At 74.1% G+C, this 22,509-nt stretch carries 22 protein-coding genes; 13 read left to right on the top strand and 9 right to left on the bottom strand.

The features are described from left to right. Positions 1–12: 12 nt before the first annotated feature. Entirely contained in the window at positions 13–558 is a 546-nt protein-coding gene (locus ACIRG6_RS23430; protein WP_318217402.1) for a hypothetical protein, read from the bottom strand. Between the two features lie 80 nt (positions 559–638). Further along, positions 639–1,424, bottom strand: coding sequence for a glutamate racemase (locus ACIRG6_RS23425; RefSeq protein WP_364684971.1), 786 nt, complete (start codon positions 1,422–1,424; stop codon positions 639–641). A gap of 38 nt (positions 1,425–1,462) precedes the next feature. Here ACIRG6_RS23425 and ACIRG6_RS23420 point away from each other — a divergent pair, with 38 nt between their 5' ends. After that, positions 1,463–2,689 (top strand): glycosyltransferase, encoded by a 1,227-nt coding sequence (locus ACIRG6_RS23420; protein WP_403324404.1) that lies wholly within the window; start codon positions 1,463–1,465, stop codon positions 2,687–2,689. Positions 2,690–2,702: 13 nt separating this feature from the next. Here ACIRG6_RS23420 and ACIRG6_RS23415 read toward each other — a convergent pair whose 3' ends face one another. Further along, on the bottom strand, positions 2,703–3,998 hold the full coding sequence (locus ACIRG6_RS23415) for a TerD family protein (protein WP_403324448.1): 1,296 nt from the start codon (positions 3,996–3,998) through the stop codon (positions 2,703–2,705). Between the two features lie 296 nt (positions 3,999–4,294). Here ACIRG6_RS23415 and ACIRG6_RS23410 point away from each other — a divergent pair, with 296 nt between their 5' ends. From ACIRG6_RS23410 to ACIRG6_RS23395, 4 genes are all read left to right on the top strand, one after another. Next, positions 4,295–4,750 carry a DUF6643 family protein gene (locus ACIRG6_RS23410; RefSeq protein ID WP_239767056.1) on the top strand — a complete coding sequence of 152 codons (456 nt, stop codon included), beginning with the start codon at positions 4,295–4,297 and terminating at the stop codon, positions 4,748–4,750. A 43-nt stretch (positions 4,751–4,793) separates the two neighbouring features. Then, positions 4,794–5,621, top strand: a complete 828-nt coding sequence (locus tag ACIRG6_RS23405) for an MOSC domain-containing protein (RefSeq protein ID WP_364684975.1) — start codon at positions 4,794–4,796, stop codon at positions 5,619–5,621. A gap of 187 nt (positions 5,622–5,808) precedes the next feature. Further along, positions 5,809–6,414, top strand: coding sequence for an Rv1733c family protein (locus ACIRG6_RS23400; RefSeq protein WP_364818973.1), 606 nt, complete (start codon positions 5,809–5,811; stop codon positions 6,412–6,414). 216 nt (positions 6,415–6,630) lie between these two features. Beyond that, on the top strand, positions 6,631–9,078 hold the full coding sequence (locus tag ACIRG6_RS23395; RefSeq protein WP_403324400.1) for a right-handed parallel beta-helix repeat-containing protein: 2,448 nt from the start codon (positions 6,631–6,633) through the stop codon (positions 9,076–9,078). Positions 9,079–9,097: 19 nt separating this feature from the next. On the opposite strand, the gene ACIRG6_RS23390 is transcribed toward ACIRG6_RS23395, so the two are convergent. Beyond that, positions 9,098–11,479, bottom strand: a complete 2,382-nt coding sequence (locus ACIRG6_RS23390; protein WP_403324397.1) for a hypothetical protein — start codon at positions 11,477–11,479, stop codon at positions 9,098–9,100. Between the two features lie 273 nt (positions 11,480–11,752). On the opposite strand from ACIRG6_RS23390, the gene ACIRG6_RS23385 reads away from it, so the two are divergent. Together ACIRG6_RS23385 and ACIRG6_RS23380 are read left to right on the top strand one after the other, a co-directional pair. Then, positions 11,753–12,574 carry a DeoR/GlpR family DNA-binding transcription regulator gene (locus ACIRG6_RS23385; RefSeq protein WP_239773078.1) on the top strand — a complete coding sequence of 274 codons (822 nt, stop codon included), beginning with the start codon at positions 11,753–11,755 and terminating at the stop codon, positions 12,572–12,574. A gap of 163 nt (positions 12,575–12,737) precedes the next feature. Further along, positions 12,738–13,211, top strand: coding sequence for an SRPBCC family protein (locus ACIRG6_RS23380; protein WP_403324395.1), 474 nt, complete (start codon positions 12,738–12,740; stop codon positions 13,209–13,211). Positions 13,212–13,223: 12 nt separating this feature from the next. Here the strand turns inward: ACIRG6_RS23380 and ACIRG6_RS23375 are convergent, their stop codons facing one another. Next, positions 13,224–14,348 (bottom strand): L-cysteine desulfhydrase Cds1, encoded by a 1,125-nt coding sequence (locus tag ACIRG6_RS23375; RefSeq protein ID WP_350726668.1) that lies wholly within the window; start codon positions 14,346–14,348, stop codon positions 13,224–13,226. A 344-nt stretch (positions 14,349–14,692) separates the two neighbouring features. On the opposite strand from ACIRG6_RS23375, the gene ACIRG6_RS23370 reads away from it, so the two are divergent. Together ACIRG6_RS23370 and ACIRG6_RS23365 are read left to right on the top strand one after the other, a co-directional pair. Then, a complete protein-coding gene (locus ACIRG6_RS23370) occupies positions 14,693–15,016 on the top strand; it encodes a hypothetical protein (RefSeq protein ID WP_239767050.1) in 324 nt (107 codons plus the stop codon). 185 nt (positions 15,017–15,201) lie between these two features. Continuing rightward, positions 15,202–15,726, top strand: a complete 525-nt coding sequence (locus ACIRG6_RS23365) for an ATP-binding protein (protein ID WP_189231388.1) — start codon at positions 15,202–15,204, stop codon at positions 15,724–15,726. 389 nt (positions 15,727–16,115) lie between these two features. Here the strand turns inward: ACIRG6_RS23365 and ACIRG6_RS23360 are convergent, their stop codons facing one another. Beyond that, positions 16,116–16,400, bottom strand: coding sequence for an SHOCT domain-containing protein (locus tag ACIRG6_RS23360; protein WP_364684988.1), 285 nt, complete (start codon positions 16,398–16,400; stop codon positions 16,116–16,118). Positions 16,401–16,565: 165 nt separating this feature from the next. Here ACIRG6_RS23360 and ACIRG6_RS23355 point away from each other — a divergent pair, with 165 nt between their 5' ends. The 3 genes from ACIRG6_RS23355 to ACIRG6_RS23345 all read left to right on the top strand — a co-directional run bounded on the left by ACIRG6_RS23355 (position 16,566) and on the right by ACIRG6_RS23345 (position 18,246). Further along, complete coding sequence (locus ACIRG6_RS23355) at positions 16,566–17,153, top strand: TetR/AcrR family transcriptional regulator (RefSeq protein ID WP_350726675.1); 588 nt, start codon at positions 16,566–16,568, stop codon at positions 17,151–17,153. Between the two features lie 18 nt (positions 17,154–17,171). Further along, positions 17,172–17,759, top strand: coding sequence for a DUF4865 family protein (locus ACIRG6_RS23350; RefSeq protein ID WP_364818979.1), 588 nt, complete (start codon positions 17,172–17,174; stop codon positions 17,757–17,759). A gap of 88 nt (positions 17,760–17,847) precedes the next feature. Further along, entirely contained in the window at positions 17,848–18,246 is a 399-nt protein-coding gene (locus ACIRG6_RS23345; protein ID WP_364684993.1) for a VOC family protein, read from the top strand. A gap of 197 nt (positions 18,247–18,443) precedes the next feature. On the opposite strand, the gene ACIRG6_RS23340 is transcribed toward ACIRG6_RS23345, so the two are convergent. Together ACIRG6_RS23340 and ACIRG6_RS23335 are read right to left on the bottom strand one after the other, a co-directional pair. After that, positions 18,444–19,682, bottom strand: a complete 1,239-nt coding sequence (locus tag ACIRG6_RS23340) for an ROK family protein (protein ID WP_318217416.1) — start codon at positions 19,680–19,682, stop codon at positions 18,444–18,446. 35 nt (positions 19,683–19,717) lie between these two features. Then, on the bottom strand, positions 19,718–20,392 hold the full coding sequence (locus ACIRG6_RS23335) for an alpha-ketoglutarate-dependent dioxygenase AlkB family protein (RefSeq protein ID WP_350717868.1): 675 nt from the start codon (positions 20,390–20,392) through the stop codon (positions 19,718–19,720). A 97-nt stretch (positions 20,393–20,489) separates the two neighbouring features. On the opposite strand from ACIRG6_RS23335, the gene ACIRG6_RS23330 reads away from it, so the two are divergent. Next, positions 20,490–21,623, top strand: a complete 1,134-nt coding sequence (locus tag ACIRG6_RS23330) for a methyltransferase (RefSeq protein ID WP_364819220.1) — start codon at positions 20,490–20,492, stop codon at positions 21,621–21,623. Here ACIRG6_RS23330 and ACIRG6_RS23325 read toward each other — a convergent pair. Beyond that, positions 21,613–22,473: a class II fructose-bisphosphate aldolase gene (locus ACIRG6_RS23325; RefSeq protein WP_403324390.1), complete on the bottom strand. Its 861-nt coding sequence runs from the start codon at positions 22,471–22,473 to the stop codon at positions 21,613–21,615. The two genes, ACIRG6_RS23330 and ACIRG6_RS23325, sit on opposite strands and share 11 nt — an antisense overlap. Positions 22,474–22,509: the final 36 nt, after the last annotated feature.

Here is a 22,509-nt window from a genome sequence, read left to right as displayed (position 1 = left end):
GCCTCGGCGGCCTCAGTGCGTCGCGGGGCCCGGGGTCTTCGGGCGGAGGCGCTCCTTGATGACCTGGACGGCCGCTTCCGCGTCGTCCACGGTGACGGTGAAGGTGTGGCCGTCCCACAGCCGCAGGATCAGGCCCTCGCCACGCCGTACGACGACGGCGGTGCCCTTCTCCGGTCGCCAGCGGTAGCCCCAGCCGCCCCAGTGGCGCGGGGTGACGTGCGGGGTGAACTCGGCTCCGACGACGTGCGAGAGGGGGATGCGCCGGCGGGGCACGCCGATATGGCCGCAGCGCACTTCCAGGCACTCCTCGTCGACTCTCAGCGCGACGTGCACGAACGCCAGCGTGCCGAAGAGCACGAGCAGTCCGGCCGCGATGCAGCCGACGACGGCCATGGCCAGCGGGGCGATGCCGGACTCCCAGGCCGAGTCGACGGCCAGCGCGATGCCGAGTGCCACGCAGGCGACGCCGATGAGCGCCAGGAACCACTGGACGCGGTTGGTGGCACGTCCGGTCCAGACGTCCGGGGCGGGGGTGCTCTCGCCGGGGCGATGCCTCATGGATATGAGGTTACTCATGTTTCGCTGCGCGGCTACCTCGTCGCGCAGGGTGACTGGGCCGAGCGGGCGTGCGGCCCCGGTCAGCGGGCCGGCGTGACCGTGCGCAGCAGCCGGCCTTCCTCGTAGGCCGTCGCGGTCTCGGGCAGGGCGCCCTCGCGTCCGCTCAGCAGCACGGTGAGGGTGCCCGCGGCCGGGGCCCCGGGGTCGGGCCGGGCACCGATCCGGCGCAGCGCCTGCGCGGCGACCGCGCCGGCGGAGCCGTGCAGGACGAGGCGCGGGGAGCCGGGGCGCTGCACGGCGGCGCGGATGCGTTCGGCGACGAGTTCGTAGTGGGTGCAGCCCAGGACGACGGTCGTCACGTCCTCGGGCGTCAGCGCGGCGGCGGCGGCCACGGCGTCGGTGATCGCCGTCTCGTCCGCGTGCTCGACGGCCTCGGCGAGACCGTGGCAGGGCACCTCGGTGACGGGCGTGCCGACGGCGAACTCCTCGATGAGTCCGCGCTGGTAGGGGCTGCCGGTGGTGGCGGGCGTCGCCCAGATCGCCACGGGGCCGCCGCCGGCGGCGGCGGGCTTGATCGCGGGGACGGTGCCGATGACCGGAAGGCCGGGTTCGAAGCGGGCCCGCAGCGTGGGCAGCGCGTGCACAGTGGCCGTGTTGCAGCCGACGATCAGGGCCTCCGGCCGGTGCGCGGCGGCGGCCTCGGCGACGGCCAGGGCCCGGCCGGTGAGATCTTCGGGGGTCCGCGGGCCCCAGGGCATGCCGTCGGGGTCCAGGGAGAGGATGAGATCGGCGTCCGGCCGCAGGCGCCGTACCGCAGCGGTGGCCGCCAGCAGACCGATTCCGGAGTCCATGAGCGCGATCTTCACCAGGCCACGATAGACGATGGGCCTTCGCGCGCCGCGTCGTGGGGCAGACTGCGCACGTGAGCGCCGATGTGTGGACTTCCGTCGTGACCGTCGTATCCGCCCTGTCCCTCGCCGCCTGGCTGTGGCTGCTGCTCGCCCAGGGCTTCTTCTGGCGTACGGACGTCAGGCTGCCCGACCGCGCGGAGCCGGACGTGTGGCCGCCGGTGTGCGTCGTCGTCCCGGCGCGCGACGAGGCGGGGGTCCTGCCGGCGAGCCTGCCGTCGCTGCTCGCCCAGGACTATCCGGGGCGGGCGGAGGTCTTCCTGATCGACGACGGCAGCACGGACGGCACCGGTGACCTGGCGCGCGACCTGGCCGGGCGCCGGGACGGCCTCGCGCTCACCGTGGCCTCCCCCGGAGAGCCGCCGGCGGGCTGGACGGGCAAGCTCTGGGCGGTGCGGCACGGCATCCACCTGGCACGCGCGCGCGAGCCCGAGTACCTGCTGCTGACGGACGCGGACATCGCCCACGCGCCGGACAGCCTGCGGCAGCTGGTGGCCGCGGCCCGTACCGGTGGTTTCGACGTCGTCTCGCAGATGGCCCGGCTGCGGGTCGAGAGCGCGTGGGAGCGGCTCGTGGTGCCGGCCTTCGTCTACTTCTTCGCGCAGCTGTACCCGTTCCGGCGGATCGGCAAGGAGCGCGCCGGGAAGCGGGCGACGCGGACGGCGGCCGCCGCGGGCGGGTGCGTGCTGCTGCGCGCCGACGCCGCCGAGCGGGCGCGGATCCCGGACGCCATCCGGCACGCGGTCATCGACGACGTGGCCCTCGCCCGGGCGGTCAAGGGCAGCGGCGGCCGGGTGTGGCTGGGGCTGGCCGACGGCGTGGACAGTGTGCGCCCTTATCCGCGGCTGCACGACCTGTGGCGGATGGTCTCGCGCAGCGCCTACGCGCAGTTGAGGCACAACCCGCTGCTGCTCGCCGGCACGGTCGCCGGCCTGGCGCTGGTGTATCTGGTGCCGCCGGCCGCGGTGGTCGCGGGCGCGGTGGCCGGCGGTACGGCGGCCGCGGTGTGCGGAGCCGCCGCGTGGCTGGTGATGGCCGGGACGTACGCACCGATGCTGCGGTACTACCGGCTGCCTCTGTGGCTCGCTCCGCTGCTGCCGTTCACCGCCTTCCTGTACCTCCTGATGACGGTCGACTCCGCGGTGCAGCACTACCGGGGGCGCGGCGCGGCCTGGAAGGGCCGCACCTACGCCCGTCCGGGCGCCCTGCCCGACGAGGGCTGAGCGCCCGGAGCGTTCACTTGCGGCCCGGCGTCCAGTTCATGCCCCAGCCGTAGGCGTGGTCGACCGTCCGCTGCGGGCTCACGCCGCGCTCGGGCACCAGGTAGCGCGCCTCGCGCTGGACGACGAGGTCGTCGCCGGTGTTGGTGATCAGGGCGAGGGCGCACACCGTCGAGGGGACCGTGCACTCGTCGAGCGAGAAGTCGATCGCGGCGCCGTACTGCGGCTGGAGGGTGACGGTGGCGTGCAGGTCGGCGAAGGAGCGCGCTCCCTCGTAGATGGTGACGAAGACGAGGATGCGCCGGAAGTGCTTCTGGTGGTCGAGATTGATGGTGAGGTTCTCACCGGTCGTCACGGCACCGGTGCGGTCGTCGCCGTCGAGGTGGATGAACGGCGGCTGGTGCAGGGAGCCGAAGGCGTTGCCGAGGGCCTGGACTACGCCCTTGCTGCCGTCGCTGAGTTCGAACAGGCAGCACAGGTCGAGGTCGAGGTCGTCGTGCATGGCGACCGGGCGGCCCAGTTTGCGGGCCCAGCCGGAGAACTGCTTGCGCACCTCCCAGTTGAGGTTCACGCGCATGGCGCCCGAGGTCCCGCCCTGTTTGGTGAGGGAGACGGAGGGCGCGGCCTTGGTGAGCGTGACCTTGGTCAGGCGGACCGGCTCCGCGGAGGGTGCCGTCGCCGGGGGCGGCGGGGTGCCCGCGGGCCGCGTCATGGGCGGGGCCGGGGGCACTACGGTGACCGGGGCCGGGGGCACCGTGGCGGGCGGAGGCGTGAGGGGCGTGGCGGCCTGTTGCGGCTCGTCCACCGTGATGCCGTAGTCGGTGGCCAGACCTTCGAGGCCGCTGTCGTATCCCTGGCCGACGGCGCGGAACTTCCAGGCGCCCTGACGGCGGTAGAACTCCCCGAGCACGAACGCCGTTTCGACCGTGGCGCCGGGGTTGTCGAAGCGGGCGACGACGGTGTTCCGCACCGCGTCCCGCACCTCGATGTACAGGTCGGGGATCCGGCCGAACGGTCCGCCGTCCGAGGAGGCGGCGACGATCACCGTCTCGATCGCGGGCTCCACGCGCGCGAGGTCGACCAGCAGGCTGTCGGTCACCCGGCCGCCGGCGTCCCGCTTGCCCTCGTGCCGGACCGCGCCGGAGGAGTGCGCGGGCTGGTTGTAGAAGACGAAGTCCGCGTCGGAGCGGACCTTGCCCGCCACCAGGAGCAGCGCCGAGGCGTCCGCATCGGGCACGCCGGGGCCGGACCGCCAGCCCAGTTCGACCCGCAGCGCCGTGGTCGGCACCGGGGTGTTCGAGCCTTTCGACATTGACATGTCCGCCCCCATCACGTGTCACCGCGCCGGGCCGCGTCCCGGCGGTTCGTCAAGCCTTTCCCGCCCAACCTATTCCCCCTGCCGCGGGCCGCTCAGGGAGAGCGCGCGAAGACCGCCGGCCAACCGCCGGTAACCCGCCCGGAACTTGGCCTTTACACCAAGATCGCGCCCTGCGCTGCCCCATTTCGCCGATTTCGCTCTGATTGGGGAACTCAGGTCACCGCGGGCCCGGAAAACAACCCTCTTATCGGTCTCCCCAACCAGCACATCGTGGGCTTAACTTATGTGCCATGACCTCCCCCCGCTCCACTTATGGCGGCGGCTACTACTCCGCCTCCTTCCCGGACACCCCGATCTACGACTCGCTCGTCGCCGAGCGGGGCACCCCGCAGATCGCCCCGATCCGGGTTCCCGCCGCGTACGACGCGCCGGGAAGCCACCTGCCGGCGCTCCCGTCGGCCCTGCCCGCCCTCCCGGCGGCCCCTTCCCAGCCCTCCTACGGCTATCCGCAGCAGATGCAGATGCAGCAGATGCAGCAGCCCGCCCCGCTGCAGCAGGCGCCCGCCCCGTACATCCCGCAGCAGGCGAGCGCCCCGCGCGGATACCCCGGCCCCCAGCAGCCGCAGCAGCCCCGCCCGGCCGCGCCCGGCCCCGCGGGGTACGAGGCGATGCGCCCCGCGGCGCCGCGGCCCGCCCCGGCGCCCTATCAGGATCCGTACAACAACCAGCAGTACCGCGGCTACTGAGCCGTCTCCCCCGGTTGTCGGTGCCACCTGGCACCATGACTCCATGGGGAACGCGCGACTGCAGTCGATTCACGTCCATCCGGTCAAGGCGTTCCGGGGCCTCGCGCCCCGGGAGGCCGTCGTGGAGCCCTGGGGGCTGGCCGGAGACCGCCGCTGGATGCTGGTCGACGACGGGGGAAAGGTCGTCACACAGCGCGAGCAGCCGCGCCTCGCCCTGGCCGCCGCCGAGCTCCTGCCCGGCGGCGGCGTCCGGCTGTCCGCGCCCGGCAGCAGCCCGCTCACGGTTCCTGTTCCGCACGCGGCGAGCACGATCCCGGTACAGCTCTTCGGTGACAAGGTCGAGGCGGTCCCGGTGCGGGACGACGCCGTGCACGCCTGGTGCAGCGCCCATCTCGGGGCGGACGTGCGGCTGGTGCACCTGGACGAGCCCGCCACCCGCCGGCCCGTCGACCCCGAGTACGCCCTGCCGGGCGAGACCGTGTCCTTCGCCGACGGCTTTCCGCTGCTGCTCACGACGACGGCGTCCCTCGACGCCCTCAACTCCCTGATCGCGCGCGGGGACCACGCGGCGGAGGGCCCGCTGCCCATGAACCGCTTCCGGCCCAACCTGGTCGTCACCGGCACCGACGCGTGGGCCGAGGACGGCTGGTCGCGCATCAGCGTCGGCGAGGTCGGCTTCCGCGTCGCCAAACCGTCCGGACGCTGTGTGGTGACGACCACCGACCAGGACACCGCCCAGCGCGGCAGAGAGCCCCTGTACAGCCTCGGGCGGCATCGCCGCATCGGCCGCAAGCTGGTCTTCGGGCAGAATCTCGTGCCCCTCGGCCGCGGCACGGTCCGGGTCGGTGACCCGGTGCGGATCGTCGAGTGACGGATGCGACGCGCCCCACTCCCGGTGACCGGGAACCCGGTCCCGGGCCCGCGCGTTGGCCTTCATGAGACGCAGGTGAGAAGAGACGGCCGAGGACGCCGGCACGAGGTGCCGTCGGGTCCTGCGGACCGGCTCGTGGCTGGACGGATCGACCGGGGGCGGCAGGGAGCGGGAAGGGGGCCGGACGGTGCGGGCGATCAGCGGACTCTGGCGCTGGCGGCACAATCCGCTGCGCCGCACGACCGACCTGGTCGAGGCCTGGGTGGCCCTGGGGGGCCTGTTGCTGATCCTCCTCGTCGCGCCCCTGATCGGCGCGCTCGTGGGCGGCGCGGCGCAGGATGTCCTGCAGCGGTCGGTCCGGGCCCAGCACGAGTCCCGGCACCAGGTCACGGCCTCCGTCGTCCGCGAGCTCAAGCGCTCCCCGTTCGACGTCGATCCGGAGGGCGTCTCGGCCGGGGACCTGCGCAGCCGTGTCCTCGCCCGCTGGGAAGCGGCGGACGGCTCCGAGCAACGGGGTTCCGTCCTGGCGGGTCTGCGGGACCCGCACCCCGGCGACCATTTCCGCATATGGACCGATGAGCAGGGCCGGCTGGTGGCCCGCCCCTTGGACCCCGCCACCGCCACGACGCACGCCGCGCTCGCCGGTGTCGGCGCCGCCCTGGCCACCGCGGTCCTGGTCGAGGCCGGCCGGCGGATCGTCGTGTGGCGCATGGTCCGCCGCCGCTACGACCGTTGGGAGCAGGAGTGGGACCGGGCGGGCCCGGACTGGGGCCGGACCGGCGCCGGCAGCTGACGGGCTTCCACCTCTGGTCAACCCACCGTCTGCGCGCACGCTACGGTGGACCGGCCGAAGCAATCGGCGACAACCCGCGCGTGAGGAAGCCACAGGTGCGTGCCGGTGTCGGAAGCGCGTGCGGGCCCGCGGGCCCGGCCGCGGGCCCGCCCCGGCCGGGGCGTCCCCGACGGCGAACGAGCCATCAGTACGACGAGGTGGGGGCACAGCAACGCCATGGCACAGGGCACGGTCCAGGTGACGCACTCCGGCACCTCGCGGTGGCGGCGCCGCACGGGTGAGTACGCATCGCTCGCCGCCGCCCTGGAGGCCGCGGCCGACGGTGACGTCCTCACCATCGCCCCCGGGACCTACCGGGAGAACCTCGTCGTCGAGCGGGCGGTGACCCTGCGCGGGCCCGAGGGCGCCCAGGGTTCGGTCCGGATCGCGCCCGTCGACGGGGTGCCGCTGACGGTGCGTGCCTCGGCCGTCGTCCAGGACCTGCACGTCGAGGGTCAGGACGCCGCGGCGGCCGCGGTGCTCGTCGAGGAGGGCACCCCGGAGCTGCTGGACGTCCGGGTGGTCACCCGGTCCGCGTCCGGCATCGAGGTGCGCGGCAGCGCCCGGCCCACGGTGCGGCGCTGCACCGTCGACAATCCGGCGGGCGTCGGCATCGCCGTCCTCGACGGCGGGGGCGGGGTGTTCGAGGAGTGCGAGGTCGTCTCGGCCGGCCAGGCGGGTGTCGCGGTGCGCTCCGGCGCGCACCCCCGGCTGGAGCGCTGCCGGATCCACCACGCCGCCGGTTCGGGGCTGACGGCGACCGGTGAGCACTCCGCGCTGGAGGCGGTGGGGTGCGAGATCTACGAGGTGCGGGGCAGCGGCGTCCAGGTCTCCGGCCGGGCCACCGCGCACCTGACCGACTGCGACGTGCACCGCACCACCTCCGACGGCGTCACGCTCGACACCGACGCCGTGCTCACGCTCGCCGACTGCCGTATCCACGACATCCCGGAGAACGCGGTCGACCTGCGCTCCCGTTCCGTGCTCACCCTGACCCGCACCAGCGTGCGGCAGTTCGGGCGCAACGGCCTGTCGGTGTGGGACCCGGGCACGCGCGTGGACGCCAACCAGTGCGAGATCTTCGACAGCACGGGCGACTACCCGGCGGTGTGGGTCAGCGACGGCGCCACCGCGGTGCTCGACTCCTGCCGGGTGCACGACGTGCCGGACGCACTGTTCGTGCTGGACCGCGGCTCGCGCGCGGACGTCGTGGACAGCGACCTGTCCCAGGTGCGGAACACGGCGGTGTCGGTGAGTGACGGCGCCGTCGCGCAGCTCGACGACTGCCGCATCCGGGACGCGGCGACCGGCGCGTGGTTCCGCGACCACGGCAGCGGCGGCACCCTGAACAACTGCACCCTGGTCGGCAACCGCACCGGCGTGATCGTCACCAAGGGCGCCGACCCCACCATCGAGCGCTGCACGGTCGACTCCCCCTCCGAGGCCGGGGTGTACGTGTCGGCGGGCGGCCGCGGCAGTTTCCTCGGCTGCCGGGTGACGGGCAGCGCCGGCTACGGCTTCCATGTGATCGACGGCTGCCGTACGACGCTGCGGAAGTGCCGTACGGAGCGGTGCGCGCGCGGCGGATTCGAGTTCGCGGACGGCGGCCCGGACGCGTCGTCCGACTCCGGACCGCTCGTCGAGGACTGCGCCAGTGACGAGAGCGGCGGCGGTCTGGCTCCGCCCCCCGCACGGGAGACGGCCGTGGAGACGGTGGGCCACTCCCCCGGCGGTCTGCTGGGCTCGATCCCCGGGCAGCGCAGCACCGAGCAGGAGCCGCTGATCGCGGGCGCCGGACCCGAGGAGCCCGCGCGGCCGTCGAAGGCCGTGCTCGGCGAACTGGACGCGCTGGTCGGCCTGGAGAGCGTCAAACGCGAGGTCCGGGCCCTGACCGACATGATCGAGGTGGGCCGGCGCCGGCAGCAGGCGGGGCTGAAGGCCGCCTCGGTCAAACGCCACCTGGTCTTCACCGGCTCCCCCGGCACCGGCAAGACGACGGTCGCCCGGCTGTACGGCGAGATCCTCGCCTCCCTGGGCGTACTGGAGAAGGGCCATCTCGTCGAGGTGTCCCGCGTCGACCTGGTCGGCGAGCACATCGGCTCCACGGCGATCCGCACCCAGGAGGCGTTCCAGCGGGCGCGCGGCGGTGTGCTGTTCATCGACGAGGCGTACGCGCTGTCCCCGGAGGACGCGGGCCGGGACTTCGGCAAGGAGGCCATCGACACGCTGGTGAAGCTGATGGAGGACCAGCGGGACGCCGTCGTGGTGATCGTCGCGGGCTACACGGCGGAGATGGAGCGCTTCCTGTCGGTCAACCCCGGTGTGGCGTCCCGTTTCTCACGGACCATCACCTTCGGCGACTACGGGCCCGAGGAGCTCCTGCGGATCGTGGAGCAGCAGGCCGAGGAGCACGAGTACCGGCTGGCGCCGGGCGTGCCCGAGGCGCTGACGCGGTACTTCGCGGCGATCCCCAAGGGCCCGGCCTTCGGCAACGGCCGCACCGCGCGCCAGACCTTCGAGGCGATGGTGGAGCGGCACGCGAGCCGCGTCGCCCAGCTGGCGGACCCGAGCACGGACGACCTGAGCCTGCTCTACGAGGAGGACCTGCCGGAGCTGCCCCGGTAGCTCCCCCGGGGGGCGTGCCCTAGCAGCCGCCGGGGCCACCGTCCGCGCCCGGAACGGGCGGTGCCTGGCCGGTGTGGCGCGGCGCCGGCACCTCCGGGCGCAGCCGGGCCAGCAGCCGTCGCCGTTCCTCGGCGAAGGCCGGGTCGGCCTGGTAGTCGGAGTGGCCCAGGATCGGCGCGGGCAGCGGGTGCAGATCGGTGCGGCCGTACGTCAGCGGGTCCTTGAGGGGCTCGCGGTCCACGGCCGGGCCGCAGTCGCCGGGCAGCCGCATCGGGCCGCCGATGGGGTCGGTGCGCCGGTAGAGGTTGCGCCAGCAGTCGACGTCCCGGTGCAGGGAGCCGAGCGCGGCGGGTCCGAAGTGGGCGGGGAACCAGCGGCCGTAGAGGCGCTCCAGCGGAGAGCCGTAGGTCAGCAGGGCGACCCGTTTGCGTGCGGAGGGCGCCAGTTGCCAGGCCGCGGCGGCGGCGAGGACGCTGCCCTGCGAGTGCCCGGAGATGACGAGGCGCCCCCCGGTGGCGCGGGTCCAGGTCGCCATGCGCCAGGTCAGGTCGGGCACCGCGCGCTCGGCGTAGCAGGGCGGTGCGAAGGGGTGGGCGGCGCGCGGCCAGAAGGTGCCGACGTCCCACAGGATGCCGATGGTGCGCCGGGCGGAGGCGTCCTTGTAGGCGCGCCTGCCCCAGGTGACGAAGAGTACGAAGCCGAGGCCGATGAGCCAGGAGCCCAGCGCCTGCGCGGTCTGCGCGGCTCCGTGCACGACGGCGTACGTCCCGCGCGCGGCGTCGGCCGGCACCTGGTCGGTCGTCAGGGCGCCCACGAGGGCCGCCGCGCCCAGCAGCAGGGTGGTGACGGAGGTGACGGCGAGGACGAGAGGCCCCCGGTCGGTGAGGCCGGCCATGGCGCGGGCGGTCGCGATGCGGCGGGTGCGGGCCGGGTCCCCGGCCTCTCCGGGGTGATCGCCCTCCACGGCGTCCCGCTCCGCCCGGGCGAGGCTCCAGGTGCGCCGGGCCAGGGCGGCGCAGAGCAGCAGCACGACGAGGAGCAGCGGTGGGATGACGGACGCCTGCCAGGTCAGCAGGACGGGCGGCCCGTCGATGGACGTGCCGGTGCCGTCCAGCCAGTCCGACACCCGCTGCGCCACCCCGCCGGACATCACGCCCCCCAGCGCGCAGGCCAGCATGGCGACGGCGGGACCGCCGAGGCCGCGGATCGCGGCACGCGGGTCGGGGAGGGCGCGGTGCAGCGTGTGGGCGACCACGCCGAGGACGATCACCAGCAGTCCCTGCACCAGGGCGATGCCGCCGAAGGTCATGTCCCCGGGCAGCCGGCCGGCCGACGTCCACCCCGGGCGGGCCCAGCCGCCGTACACCAGGGCGAGGACGAGCAGGACGAGGGCGGCGAGCGGCAGGAGCCGTACGAGGTGGCGGTCGAGTCGCCGGTCGAGACGGTTCTCGCTGCGGCCCCGGCGGCAGGTCACGCCCACCGCCGCGACCGCTCCGGCGACCAGGGCGGCCTCCAGCAGCCGGCCGAGCGTGTCGAGCAGCGCCGGCCCGCCGGGCGCCCGGTCGAAGCGGGCCGCCGGCACGCCGACCGCGGCGGCGACCGTCAGCAGGCCCATGGCGGTGTGCGTGGCCCGGAGCCGCGCCACCAGGCGCCGCCCGTACCAGAATCCGGGCCGGTTCAGGGCGGTGTGGCCGGGGTCGCCCCCGGGCTCGGCGGTGCGGTCCATCGGCTGCTGGGACTCGTACGCCCGCCAGCTGCGCAGGGACAGGTACCACAGGAGGCCGGTGAGCGCGGCGGGGACCACGGCCGCGAGGGCGAGTCTGCGGCCGGGCGGGCTCCACCAGCCGCCGTCCGGCCCCACCGGCGACAGGAAGCCCAGCCAGGAGTGCCGCTGGGCGCACGCGCGCGTGCCCGCGCACTGCCAGGCGACGAGGTCGATCGCGACCTCGCAGGCCGCGGCGACCAGCAGTACCGTCAGGGTCAGTCCGGCGAGCCGCACCAGCAGCCCGTAGAGCCGGACCGTCCGGATCCGGCCGTGCGCGGTGGGCCGCATCCAGTGGGCGAGGTTGACCACCATGAACGGCAGGAGCAGCAGCCACAGGGCACGGGTGCCGTTGCCGGAGGTGAGGTTGCACCAGACGTACGCCTCGGGCACCGGCCGGCCGCGGTAGTCCTCGGGCCGGGACTCGGCGTCGGCGTCCTCGGTGCGCCGGAAGACGGCCGCGATGTGGTCGCCGGTGATCCGCACGGTCCGCGGGTCGTCCAGCATCTGGGCGGGTGTCGTACCGCCCACGCCGTGCACCAGGAGTTCCAGAGCGGTGCCGGTCTCCCGGGACTGCGGGCCGGGGACGGCGGGGTCGCTCCCGCCGCCGGTCCCGGCGCGTTCCTGCGCCTGTTCCACTGTCCGCACCCCCCGTGACGCGCCGTCGGCCGTGTCCGTGCGGGCACAAGGATCTCCACTTCGCGGGCGTCCCACACCCCTCGGCACGGAATCTCCCCGAACCGTGCGACCGGCGGGGCGGGAGTGGCGTGTGCGCTCCCGCAGCCGGTGGCGCGGCCTGTCGTGGGGCGTGCGAGGATGGGACGTCCGCGCACCGGAGCGGGGAGAACTCCTCGTGGGAGCGGGTGGGCGGGGCGTGTCGGACGGTTTTGCGGCGAAAGGACCGAAGCGTACGTGAGTGAGAATTCGAACCTCCTCGCGGAGCAGCGGCGCGCCCTGATCCTGGACGAGGTGCGCCGCCGCGGTGGCGTCCGGGTCAACGAACTGACCCGCAAGCTCGGTGTGTCGGACATGACGGTCCGCCGCGACCTCGACGCGCTGGCCCGGCAGGGCGTGCTGGAGAAGGTGCACGGCGGTGCGGTGCCGGTGGTCGAGGCGAGCACGCACGAGCCGGGGTTCGAGGCCAAGTCGGGTCTGGAGCCGACGGCCAAGGAGGACATCGCGCGGGCCGCGGCCGAGCTGGTCGCGCCGGGCGCCGCGATCGCGCTGTCGGGCGGCACGACGACGTACGCGCTGGCGCACCGGCTGGTGGACGTGCCGGATCTCACCGTGGTGACCAACTCGGTGCGGGTGGCCGACGTGTTCCACGTGGCGCAGCGCACCTCGGGCGCCCGGCAGGGCACGGCCACGGTGGTGCTGACCGGCGGTGTGCGCACCCCGTCCGACTCGCTGGTGGGGCCCGTCGCCGACCAGGCGATCGCGGCGCTCCACTTCGACCTGCTGTTCCTCGGTGTGCACGGCATATCGGCCGAGGCCGGTCTGTCGACGCCGAATCTGGCGGAGGCGGAGACCAACCGGCGGCTGGTGCAGTCGGCGCGGCGGGTCGTGGTGGTCGCCGATCACACCAAGTGGGGTGTGGTGGGCCTGAGTTCCTTCGCGGCGCTGGAACAGGTCGACACATTGGTGACCGACGGCGGTCTGCCGGCGGACGCGCGTGCGGAGATCGCGGAGCATCTGCGGCTGGTCGTGGCGGGCGAGCCGGACAGCGGCGACTGAGTCCGTTCGGCACGGCTGAGCACCCTCGGCGGCCCCTGGGTGCCCCTGTCCAACGCCGGGTGGCCTGCCGAGGCCCCGCTGACAGCGGCGGCGCCCGCCGCTAGGGTGACGCCACTTCGCCGATCGTCCGCGTCCGCGGCTCGTCACCAGGGGGTCGTCGTCCATGGCTCGCCGTCTGCGTCCGGTGGGGCTCGCCTTCGTCGAGTCGGCCCCTGTACGACTGGTCTTCGCGGCGGAGATCTCCGCCGCCCCCGAGCCGGTCTTCCGCGCGCTCGCCGAGGACGTCCCGGGCTGGACCGCGTGGTTCTCCGCGGTGACGTCCGCTCGGCCGATCGGTGAGGGGGCGGGACGCGAGATCCGGCTCAAGGGCGGTACACGCTTCGTGGAGGCGGTGCTCACGGCGCAGCGTCCCGAGGTGTACGCCTATCGCGTGGACGTCACCAACGCGCCGGGAGCCCGGGCGATGGCCGAGGAGTGGCGGCTGACGCCGGCCGGCCCCGGGACGCGCGTGCGGTGGACGTTCGCCGCCGACGGCACGGCACCCTTCCGCTTCGCCCTGCGCCTGGCCCGCCCGGCGCTGGGGCAGGCCTTCCGGGACGCCGTCACGTCGCTGGACCGGCGCCTGGCCGGGCCGTAGGGCAGGTGCCGGTCACTCGGGCCAGGTGCCGGTGTGCAGGAGGGACTCGATCGCCGCGGCGTAGGGACGGATGTCCAGGCCCTGTTCGGCGAGCCACGCGTCCGAGTAGTACTTGTCGAGGTACCGGTCGCCGGGGTCGCACAGCAGGGTCACCACGCTGCCGTGGCGTCCCTCGGCCACCATCTCGGCGACGATCTTCAGCGCGCTCCACAGTCCGGTGCCGGTCGACCCGCCGGCCTTGCGGCCGATGGCCCGCTCCAGGGCCCGTACGGCGGCGACGCTCGCGGCGTCGGGCACCTTCATCATGCGGTCGATCGCGCCGGGCAGGAAGCTCGGTTCCATGCGGGGCCGGCCGATGCCCTCGATGCGCGAGCCGCAGTCGCAGGTGACGTCCGGGTCGCCGGTGGTCCAGCCGTCGAAGAAGCAGGAGTTCTCCGGGTCGGCGACGCAGACGCGGGTGTCGTACTGCATGTAGTGCACGTAGCGCGCGAGGGTCGCCGAGGTGCCGCCGGTGCCGGCCGTGGCGACGATCCACGCCGGCTCGGGGAACCGCTCGCGCCGCAGCTGCCGGAAGATCGACTCGGCGATGTTGTTGTTGCCGCGCCAGTCGGTGGCCCGTTCCGCGTAGGTGAACTGGTCCATGTAGTGGCCGCCGGTCTCGGCCGCGAGGCGGGCGGACTCCTCGTACATCCTGCGGGAGTCGTCCACGAAGTGGCACCGCCCGCCCTGGAACTCGATCAGGCGGATCTTCTCGGCGCTGGTCGTGCGCGGCATGACGGCGATGAAGGGCACGCCGATCAGCGAGGCGAAGTACGCCTCGGAGACGGCCGTCGAGCCGCTGGACGCCTCGATCACGGGCCGGCCGGGCCGGATCCAGCCGTTGCACAGGCCGTAGAGGAAGAGCGAGCGGGCGAGCCGGTGCTTGAGGCTGCCGGTCGGGTGGGTCGACTCGTCCTTCAGATAGAGGTCGATGCCCCACCGCTCCGGCAGCGGGAACAGGAGGAGGTGGGTGTCGGCCGACCGGTTGGCGTCGGCCTGGACCTTCCGCACGGCTTCTTTCAGCCAGGCACGGTAGTCGGCGTCGCTGTGGTCGACGTCGAGGGTGGCGCCGGTCCGGGACTGCTGGGGGGTGCTCACGACGGGGCTCCTTACGCTGCGCTCCGACGGCGCCTCGCGCGGCCGGTGCACACCGATCATAAGCACCTTGCACACGCTTCTCACCTGCATAAACACACCTTTGAGGGGCCCAAAGGCGGGCTGGGGCAAGGGTGGTGGACGGGTGGGGGCGCATTCGCACGAGTGCTCCGGGCGACCCCGGAAAGGGGCGGCGCGTACTGGTGCACGACGCCGGGTGCGGGCAGACTGCACCCGGCGGGACCGGGGTCCCGTCACGGGCGCACACTGGAGCACGACACGAGCCGGTACCGGGCCCCCCGCGGTGCCATGGTCCGGCAGACCGACGCGCACGAGGGGGCGGCGGCATGGCGGAGCCGGAGTTCACGGCCACGGGGGTGCGGATCGGCAAGCGGCTGCGTTCGCTCACCCGGGCCGGGCAGGTCCGGATCAGCGGCGGCAGGCTGGAGTTGCTCACCAGCTACGGCAGCGAGATCGACAGCGCACCGGTGCAGACCGTGCGCGCCTCCCGGCCCTGGTTCGCCACGGAGGACCGGGCGCTCGCCGACCTCAACGGCAAGCGGTACCTGCTGACCCTCGGCGAACGCGACCCCGCTCCCGGCGAGCCGGGCCCGCCGGCCGCACGCCGTTTCATCGAGGCCGTGCGCAGGGCGGCGGGGCGCAACGGCTGAAGATGTCCGTAACTTGCGGTGCATCACCCCTTGCGTCACTCTGGTCTCACGTCACTCTGGGTTTACCGGCGATAACGCTGCGAACCAGCCCGCCGGCCACGACAGCAGGCGGCGCTGCGCCGCGTGCGCCCTGCTGGATCCGAACTCCGTGTTCTTCCGGACCTCTATGTCGGGGAGTCGCAGCCGTGATCAGTCACCCAAGCAGACACTGCACGGTGGAGCTCCAAGCCCTGCCGTCGCGGATCGGCCAGGTCCGCAGAATCGTATCTGCGCAATTGCGCTACTGGCATATGGACTCCCTGATCGACCGGGCGGCGCTCGGCGTGACGGAGCTGCTGACCAACGTCCATCTGCATGCCGCGCCCGACAAGACGTGCACCGTGGAGATAGAACTGCTCCTGGACCGGCTCACGGTCTCGGTGCGCGACCACGATCCGCGTCTGCCCGTGGTGGACGACGCCGAGCCCCTCGCCACCTGCGGGCGCGGGCTCGCGATGGTGGCCGCGATGAGCGAGAGCTGGGGCGCCCGGCCGGACGGTGAGTCCGGCAAGGTCGTCTGGTTCACGCTCCCCACGGTCGCCCCCGTCGCCGCGCGGCCGCCGCGCCGCCTGGTCGACGAGGTGCCCGTCGGCGCGTTCGCCGAGGTCGAGCGCGCCGTCGAACTGGGCAGGCCGCAACCCGCTCCCGCCCGGTCGGCCGTTGCCGGCTGACCGGGCGGTGACCCTTCGCTGCCGCGGGCCGTGCGGCGCCGTCCGACAGGCGGGGCCGCGCTGTGGGGCGCCCGCCACGGTCTCTGTCGGCTATGGCTCTTGACCACACGTCAGCCATCCGCTGTACGGGCGAGGGCGAGGAGCGTCGCGGCGTGACCCGGTGGGGCGGACACACCCCGGGCCCGTGGGTGCGGCAGCGGCGGCGCGGCCCCCCGAGCAGGACGCGGGCTTCGTCGTGCCCTCACGCCGGGCCCGCCGAGTCAGTCCCCGCGCGGGCCGCGCGCGGCCACGGTGGCACCCACGCCCGGCCGGGCCCCGTGGCTCCCCACCGCCGTACGCCTTCACCGCGTCGACGACCCGGGCGGCGGCCCGGGTGAGGGTCGTCCTGGTCATGCCGCACCTCCCCTGCCGGTCCGGCCGAACTGCTCGTCGAGCACGGACAGCCGGCGCCAGTACTCGTCCTCGTCGATCTCACCGGAGGCGAAACGGTGGCCGAGCACGGCGATGGGCGAGTTGTCCTCGACCGCGGGCCGGCGCCAGGGGCCGCGGCGACCTCGCCACCCGGTGCGGCGCAGCAGGGTGATGCCGCCGCCGATGACCAGTGCCCAGATCACCGGGAAGAGAAGGATCCACGGGCCGGGCCCGCCGTCGGCGAAGTGTGCCAGTGTCTGCATGTCGAACAGCTCCTCGGTGGCGACGTCCTGTGTGTCGCTTCCGAGCGTCGTCCCGGCAGGGGGTCCGGGTCGTCGTACCGTCGGCGGCGGTGTGCGTACCGCGCGGGGAGCAGTGCGGCGGGACGCGCCTGCTCCCTCCGTTCCCCGATCTCTGTAACTACTAGTATGTACAGTGGGTGCATGAGCACCTCGGAGCGACTGATCGAGTCCACGCGCGAGCTGCTGTGGGAGCGCGGTTACGTGGGCACCAGCCCGAAGGCGATCCTGGAGCGCGCGGGCGCCGGGCAGGGCAGCATGTACCACCACTTCAAGGGCAAGCCCGATCTGGCGCTCGCCGCGATCCGGCGGACGGCCGAGGAGATGCGGGCCACCACCGAGGCGGTGCTCGACGGTCCCGGGACGCCGTACGAGCGCATCGAGGCGTATCTGCGGCGCGAGCGCGACGTGCTGCGCGGCTGCCCGGTCGGGCGGCTGACGATGGACCCGGACGTGATCGCCGACGAGGCCCTGCGCGCCCCCGTCGACGAGACGCTGGACCGGCTGCGGGAGCAGATCGCGCAGATCGTCGAGGAGGGCAGGGAGCAGGGCGAGTTCGCGCCCTCGCTTGACGGCGAGGAGATCGCGGCGGCCGTCGTCGCGACCGTCCAGGGCGGTTACGTCCTGGCCCGCGCGTCCGGATCGCCCGCCGCCTTCGACGCGGCCGTCCGGGGGCTGCTGTCACTGCTCGCACCGGCCGGCACCCCTGCCCGCTGACGACTGAGGGGACATCAGATGCATGCCATGCAGTACGCGTTCGCTCTGCCCGCCGACTACTCCATGGACGTCATCCGCGAGCGGGTGGCCCGCACCGGTCATCTGCTCGACGACTGGAGCGGTCTCGGACTCAAGGCGTACCTGATGCGGGAGCGCGGGGCGCGCGGCTCGACGGTCAACGAGTACGCGCCGTTCTATCTGTGGAACACGGTGGAGGGCATGAACTCCTTCCTGTGGGAGGGCGCCTTCCAGCGGCCCACCGACGACTTCGGGCGGCCCTCGGTCCGGCAGTGGACGGGCCTGGCGTACGAGGAGGGCGGCGCCGCGGGTTCCCCGGCACGGGTGGCGGTACGCAGTCGCGGGCCGGTGCCCGACGGTGCGGCGTTGACGGGCGTGGCGCAGGAGGCGGTGCGGGAGAACGCGCGGCTGGCGGCGCTGGACGGTGCCGTGCTGTCGGCGGCGGTCGTGGACACCAGCCGGTGGGAGCTGGTCCACTTCACGCTCTTCGCGCACGACGCACCGGACGGGGCCGAGGGGGACGTGTTCGAGGTGCTGCACGTGTCCGCGCCCGGGCGGGACCGGCTGCCGCGCGGGCGCCAGTGGTGACAGCGGTGCGGACGGCGCTCAGGGCCGCGCAACCGCCCCCTGCGGACCCGGGGCGGCGCTCACTGCCGAAACGCCTGGGCTCTGGCCCATGGTGAGACTCGGATTCCCGGTCATCGGTGTCACGGACGTGCCCCGCGCGGTGGCGTTCTGGACGGCCGCGCTCGACCTGGTCGCCAGTGAGGAGTGGGCGAGCGGGACATGGCGGACGCTCGAGCACGCCGACGGCTCCGGGCGGGCCCTCGCCGTGATGCGCAGCGAGTCCCCGGTCGAGCCGCATCCCCGCCTGCACCTGGACCTGTTCACGGACACGGCGGAGGAGCAACAGGCCGAGGTGCGGCGGCTGATCGGGCTCGGCGCGCAGGCCGTCGACTGGGACCTCTACCCGCCCGACCCCGACTTCGTCGTCCTCGCCGACCCGGACGGCAACAGGTTCTGCGTCATCGACCTCGGCCGCGCCCCGGGCGGCGGCGACCGGCCGACGCCCTGAGACGGCCGGCGCCCAGGGCCTGTCGTTCGGATCAGGTCGGCCGAGAGGGACTGCGCCCTTCAGCCGACCCGAGCGGGGCGTGGTGCGTGCAGCTGCAAGGCGGAGGAGGGCGCCAGGACGGAGCCCTGGCAACCGACGACAACGCGGCAGATGTGCGTGCCCCGCCCCGCGAGCCGTCATGATCCGAACGACAGGCCCTAGGCCAGCGCCCCCAGCGGGTCGTCCAGCACCGGCTGCCACGCCAACTCGGCAGCGCCGACGAGGCTGTTGTGGTCCAGGGTGCAGGGCAGGATCGGCACACTGCCGCTCTGCCCCCACAGGCTGCGGTCGGCGACGACGGCGCGCAGCCGTTCCGGGTCGGCGTCCAGGAGGGTGCGGTGCAGCCCGCCGAGGATGATCCGGTCCGGGTTCAGGATGTTCACCAGGCCGGCCAGACCCAGGCCGAGGCGGTCGATCAGGGCCTCGGTGGCGGTGCGGACGCCCGGGTCGTCGTACCGGCCGCGGATCAGGTCCTTGGACTGCTGGAGCAGCGACACCTCGGGGCCGGGCGCGCGTCCGGCCGCGGTGAGGAAGGCCAGCGGGTCGGTCTCCACGTCCAGGCAGCCGCGGCTGCCGCAGTGACAGGGGCGGCCCTCGGGGTTCACGGTGAGATGTCCGACCTCCAGGGCGAGACCGGAACTGCCGCTGTGCAGGCGGCCGTCGAGGACCAGCGCGCCGCCGACGCCCCGGTGGCCGGTGGCGACGCAGAGCAGGTCGCGGGCGCCGCGTCCGGCGCCGTGCCGGTGTTCGGCGAGGGCGGCGAGGTTGACGTCGTTCGCCGCGAAGGCGGGTCCATCGATGCCGGCGGCGCGCACCTGCTCGGCGAAGATCCGTCGCACCGGAGCGCCGGCCGGCCAGGCCAGGTGCAGCGGGTTCAGTGCCAGGCCCTCCGGCTCCGCGACGGCGGACGGGACGGCGAGTCCCGCGCCGACACAGCGCCGCCCGGTCTGCCGCAGCAGGTCGGCGCCCGCCTCGACGACGGAGCCGAGCACCTTCGCCGGGTCGGCGTCGACGACCTCGCAGCCGGGCGCGGTGGCGACGAGCCGGCCGCCGAGACCGACCAGGGCCGCGCGGAACCCGTCCGCGTGGACCTGGGCGGCGAGGGCGACGGGACCGTCCTCGGCGACGGCGAGCCGGTGCGAGGGCCGGCCCTGCGAACCGGCCGCGGCGCCGGGCCGGGCGTCGACCCGGATCAGGCCGAGTGCCTCCAGTTCGGCGGCGACCGCGCCGGCCGTGGCCCGGGTCACGCCGAGTTCGGCGGTGAGGACGGCCCGGGTGGGGGCGCGTCCGGTGTGCACGAGCTCCAACGCGGGTCCGAGCGCGCCGCGCCCCCGGTCCAGCCGCGTCCTCGAGGTGGTCCCTTCCCCCGCCGTCCGGGGGTCCGCCTTGCCGCTCATGAGGGGGAGTCTCCCATGATCCGCCGGCCGTGCACCTACGGGTCGCCGGCCCGGGGTGCCTGGAGGCCGCTGACCCGGAGCGTGATGTTCAGCCGCCCGGTGAGCCCCAACTCGGGCGGCGCGGTGCCCGCGTGCACCCGGGGCACCCCGTGATACGCGAGCCGGGACGGGCCGCCGAAGACGAACAGGTCGCCGCTGCGCAGTTCGACGTCGGTCCAGGGGCGGGTGCGGGTGTCGGGGTTGCCGAAGCGGAAGACGCAGGTGTCGCCGAGACTCAGGGAGACCACGGGCGCGTCCGCCCGTTCGTCGGCGTCGCGGTGCAGGCCCATGCGGGCGTCGGCGTCGTAGAAGTTGATCAGCGCGATGTCGTACGCCGCCGCGGTGGCCGCCTCCGCTCCCAGCGCGTCGGTCACCGCGCGGCGCCCGAGGTCGCCGAGCCAGGCCGGGAACGGCTTCACCGGGGCGCCGTCGCCGTCGACGACGGTGCGGGCGTAGGCGTACGGGTACCAGTGCCAGCCGAGGCACACCTGCCGGGCGGTCATCGTGCCGCCGCCGGGGGTGCGGACGGTGCGCAGTCCGGCGGGCGGGCGGGCCCACTCCCGGCAGGCGCGCAGCAGATCGCGCTGCCGGCCGGCGTCCAGCCAGTCCGGCAGGTGCACCGCGCCCGGGGCGACCTCGGTGCGGTCCCTCGGGAACAGCTCGGCGTCCATGCGTCCATCCTGCCCGACCGCCCCGCCGACCGTCCCGATCCGGCCTGAGCTGCGGCTCCGCTAGCCTGGACGCACGATGAACGACCGCAGCGACCGTATGACGACTCCGTGGGGCGAGCACACGCTGGCCCGCTTCCCCGAGGATCCGCGCGACCGGCTGCGCGCCTGGGACGCCTCCGACGAGTACCTGCTCCGGCATCTGGCGGACCAGGAGGTCCCGCTGTCCGGCACCGTCGTGGCCGTCGGCGACCGGTGGGGAGCGCTGGTGACGGCGCTGGCGGCGCACCGGCCGGTGCAGATCACCGACTCCCACCTCGCCCAGGAAGCGACCCGGGCCAACCTGGCGCGCAACGGCGTGGAGCCCGGCTCGGTGCGACTGCTCACCACGCAGGACCCGCCGCCCGAGCGGATCGACGTCCTGCTGGTGCGGGTGCCGAAGAGCCTGGCGCTGCTGGAGGACCAGCTGCTGCGGCTGGCGCCCGCCGTGCACGAGGGCACGGTCGTCGTCGGCACCGGCATGGTCAAGGAGATCCACACCTCGACGCTCGCGCTGTTCGAGCGGATCATCGGCCCGACCCGCACCTCGCTCGCCGAGAAGAAGGCACGGCTCGTCTTCAGCACGCCCGATCCCGCGCCGGCACGGCCCGCCAACCCGTGGCCGCTCAGCTACCCGCTTCCCGACGGCATCGGCGCGCTCTCGGGCCGGACGGTCGTCAACCACGCCGGCGTCTTCTGCGCGGACCGGCTCGACATCGGCACCCGGTTCTTCCTCCAGCACCTGCCGGACGGCCGGGGCGCCCGGCGGGTGGTCGACCTGGGCTGCGGCAACGGCGTGGTCGGTACGGCGGTGGCGCTGGCCGATCCGGACGCCGAGGTGCTGTTCACCGACGAGTCGTTCCAGGCCGTGGCCTCGGCGGAGGCCACGTACAAGGCGAACGGGGTGCCGGGGCAGGCGGAGTTCCGGGTCGGCGACGGGCTGGCCGGGGTGCCGGACGGCAGCGTGGACCTGGTGCTCAACAATCCGCCGTTCCACTCCCACCAGGCGACGACCGACGCCACGGCGTGGCGGATGTTCACCGGGGCGAAGCGCGTGCTGCGCCCCGGCGGTGAGCTGTGGGTGGTCGGCAACCGGCACCTCGGCTACCACGTCAAGCTGCGGCGGCTGTTCGGCAACAGCCGGCTGGTGGCGAGCGACCGCAAGTTCGTGGTGCTGAAGGCCGTCAAGCGGTAGTGCCGGTGACCACCCGGGTGAGCTCCGCGACGGTCCGCACCATGGCCTCCCTGCCCACGGTGAGGTAGCGGCGCGAGTCGACGGCGTCGGGGTGGGAGGCGAGGTACTCCCTGATCGCGCCCGTCATGGCGATGTTGAGCGCGGTACCGACGTTGACCTTGGCGATGCCGCCCGCGACCGCCGCGGCGAGTTCGCCGTCCGGGACTCCGGAGGAGCCGTGCAGCACGAGCGGCACGTCCAGCGTTCCGGACAGCTCCTTGAGCAGGTCGTGGTCGAGAGCGGCGGTACGTGTGGTCATGGCGTGGCTGCTGCCGACGGCGACGGCCAGGGCGTCCACCGCGGAGTCGCCGACGAAGGCACGGGCCTCGGCGGGGTCGGTACGGGCGCCGGGCGCGTGCGCGTCGAGCGGTCCCTCGCCGTTCTTGCCGCCCACTTCTCCCAACTCGGCCTCGATCCACAGCCCCTGGGCGTGGGCCCAGTCGGCGGCGGCCCGGGTCGCGGCGAGGTTCTCCGTGTACGGCAGCCGGGAGGCGTCGTACATCACGGAGCTGAATCCGGCGTCCGGGGCCTGGCGCAGCAGGGCGTCGCTCTGGACGTGGTCGAGGTGGAGGGCGACGGGCACGGCGGCGGCCTCGGCGGCGGCGACGGCGGCACGGGCCAGCGGCAGCAGGCGGCCGTAGCGGAACTTCACCGCGTTCTCGCTGACCTGGAGCACGACGGGTGCGCCCACCGACTCGGCGCCGGCGACGACGGCCTCGATGTGCTCCAGGGTGATGACGTTGAACGCGGCGACGGCGGAGCGCGCGGCGGCGGCACGGGTGATCAGGTCGCCGGTGGCGGCGAGGGGCACGGAGTCTCCTAATTCCCGGATATTCCCGGTCTTTCT

This window comes from Streptomyces flaveolus, from assembly GCF_044765825.1.
In the GTDB taxonomy this organism is placed as follows: domain Bacteria; phylum Actinomycetota; class Actinomycetes; order Streptomycetales; family Streptomycetaceae; genus Streptomyces; species Streptomyces flaveolus.
Note: the sequence above shows the minus strand (reverse complement) of the source record. Positions and strands in the feature narration are given on the sequence as shown.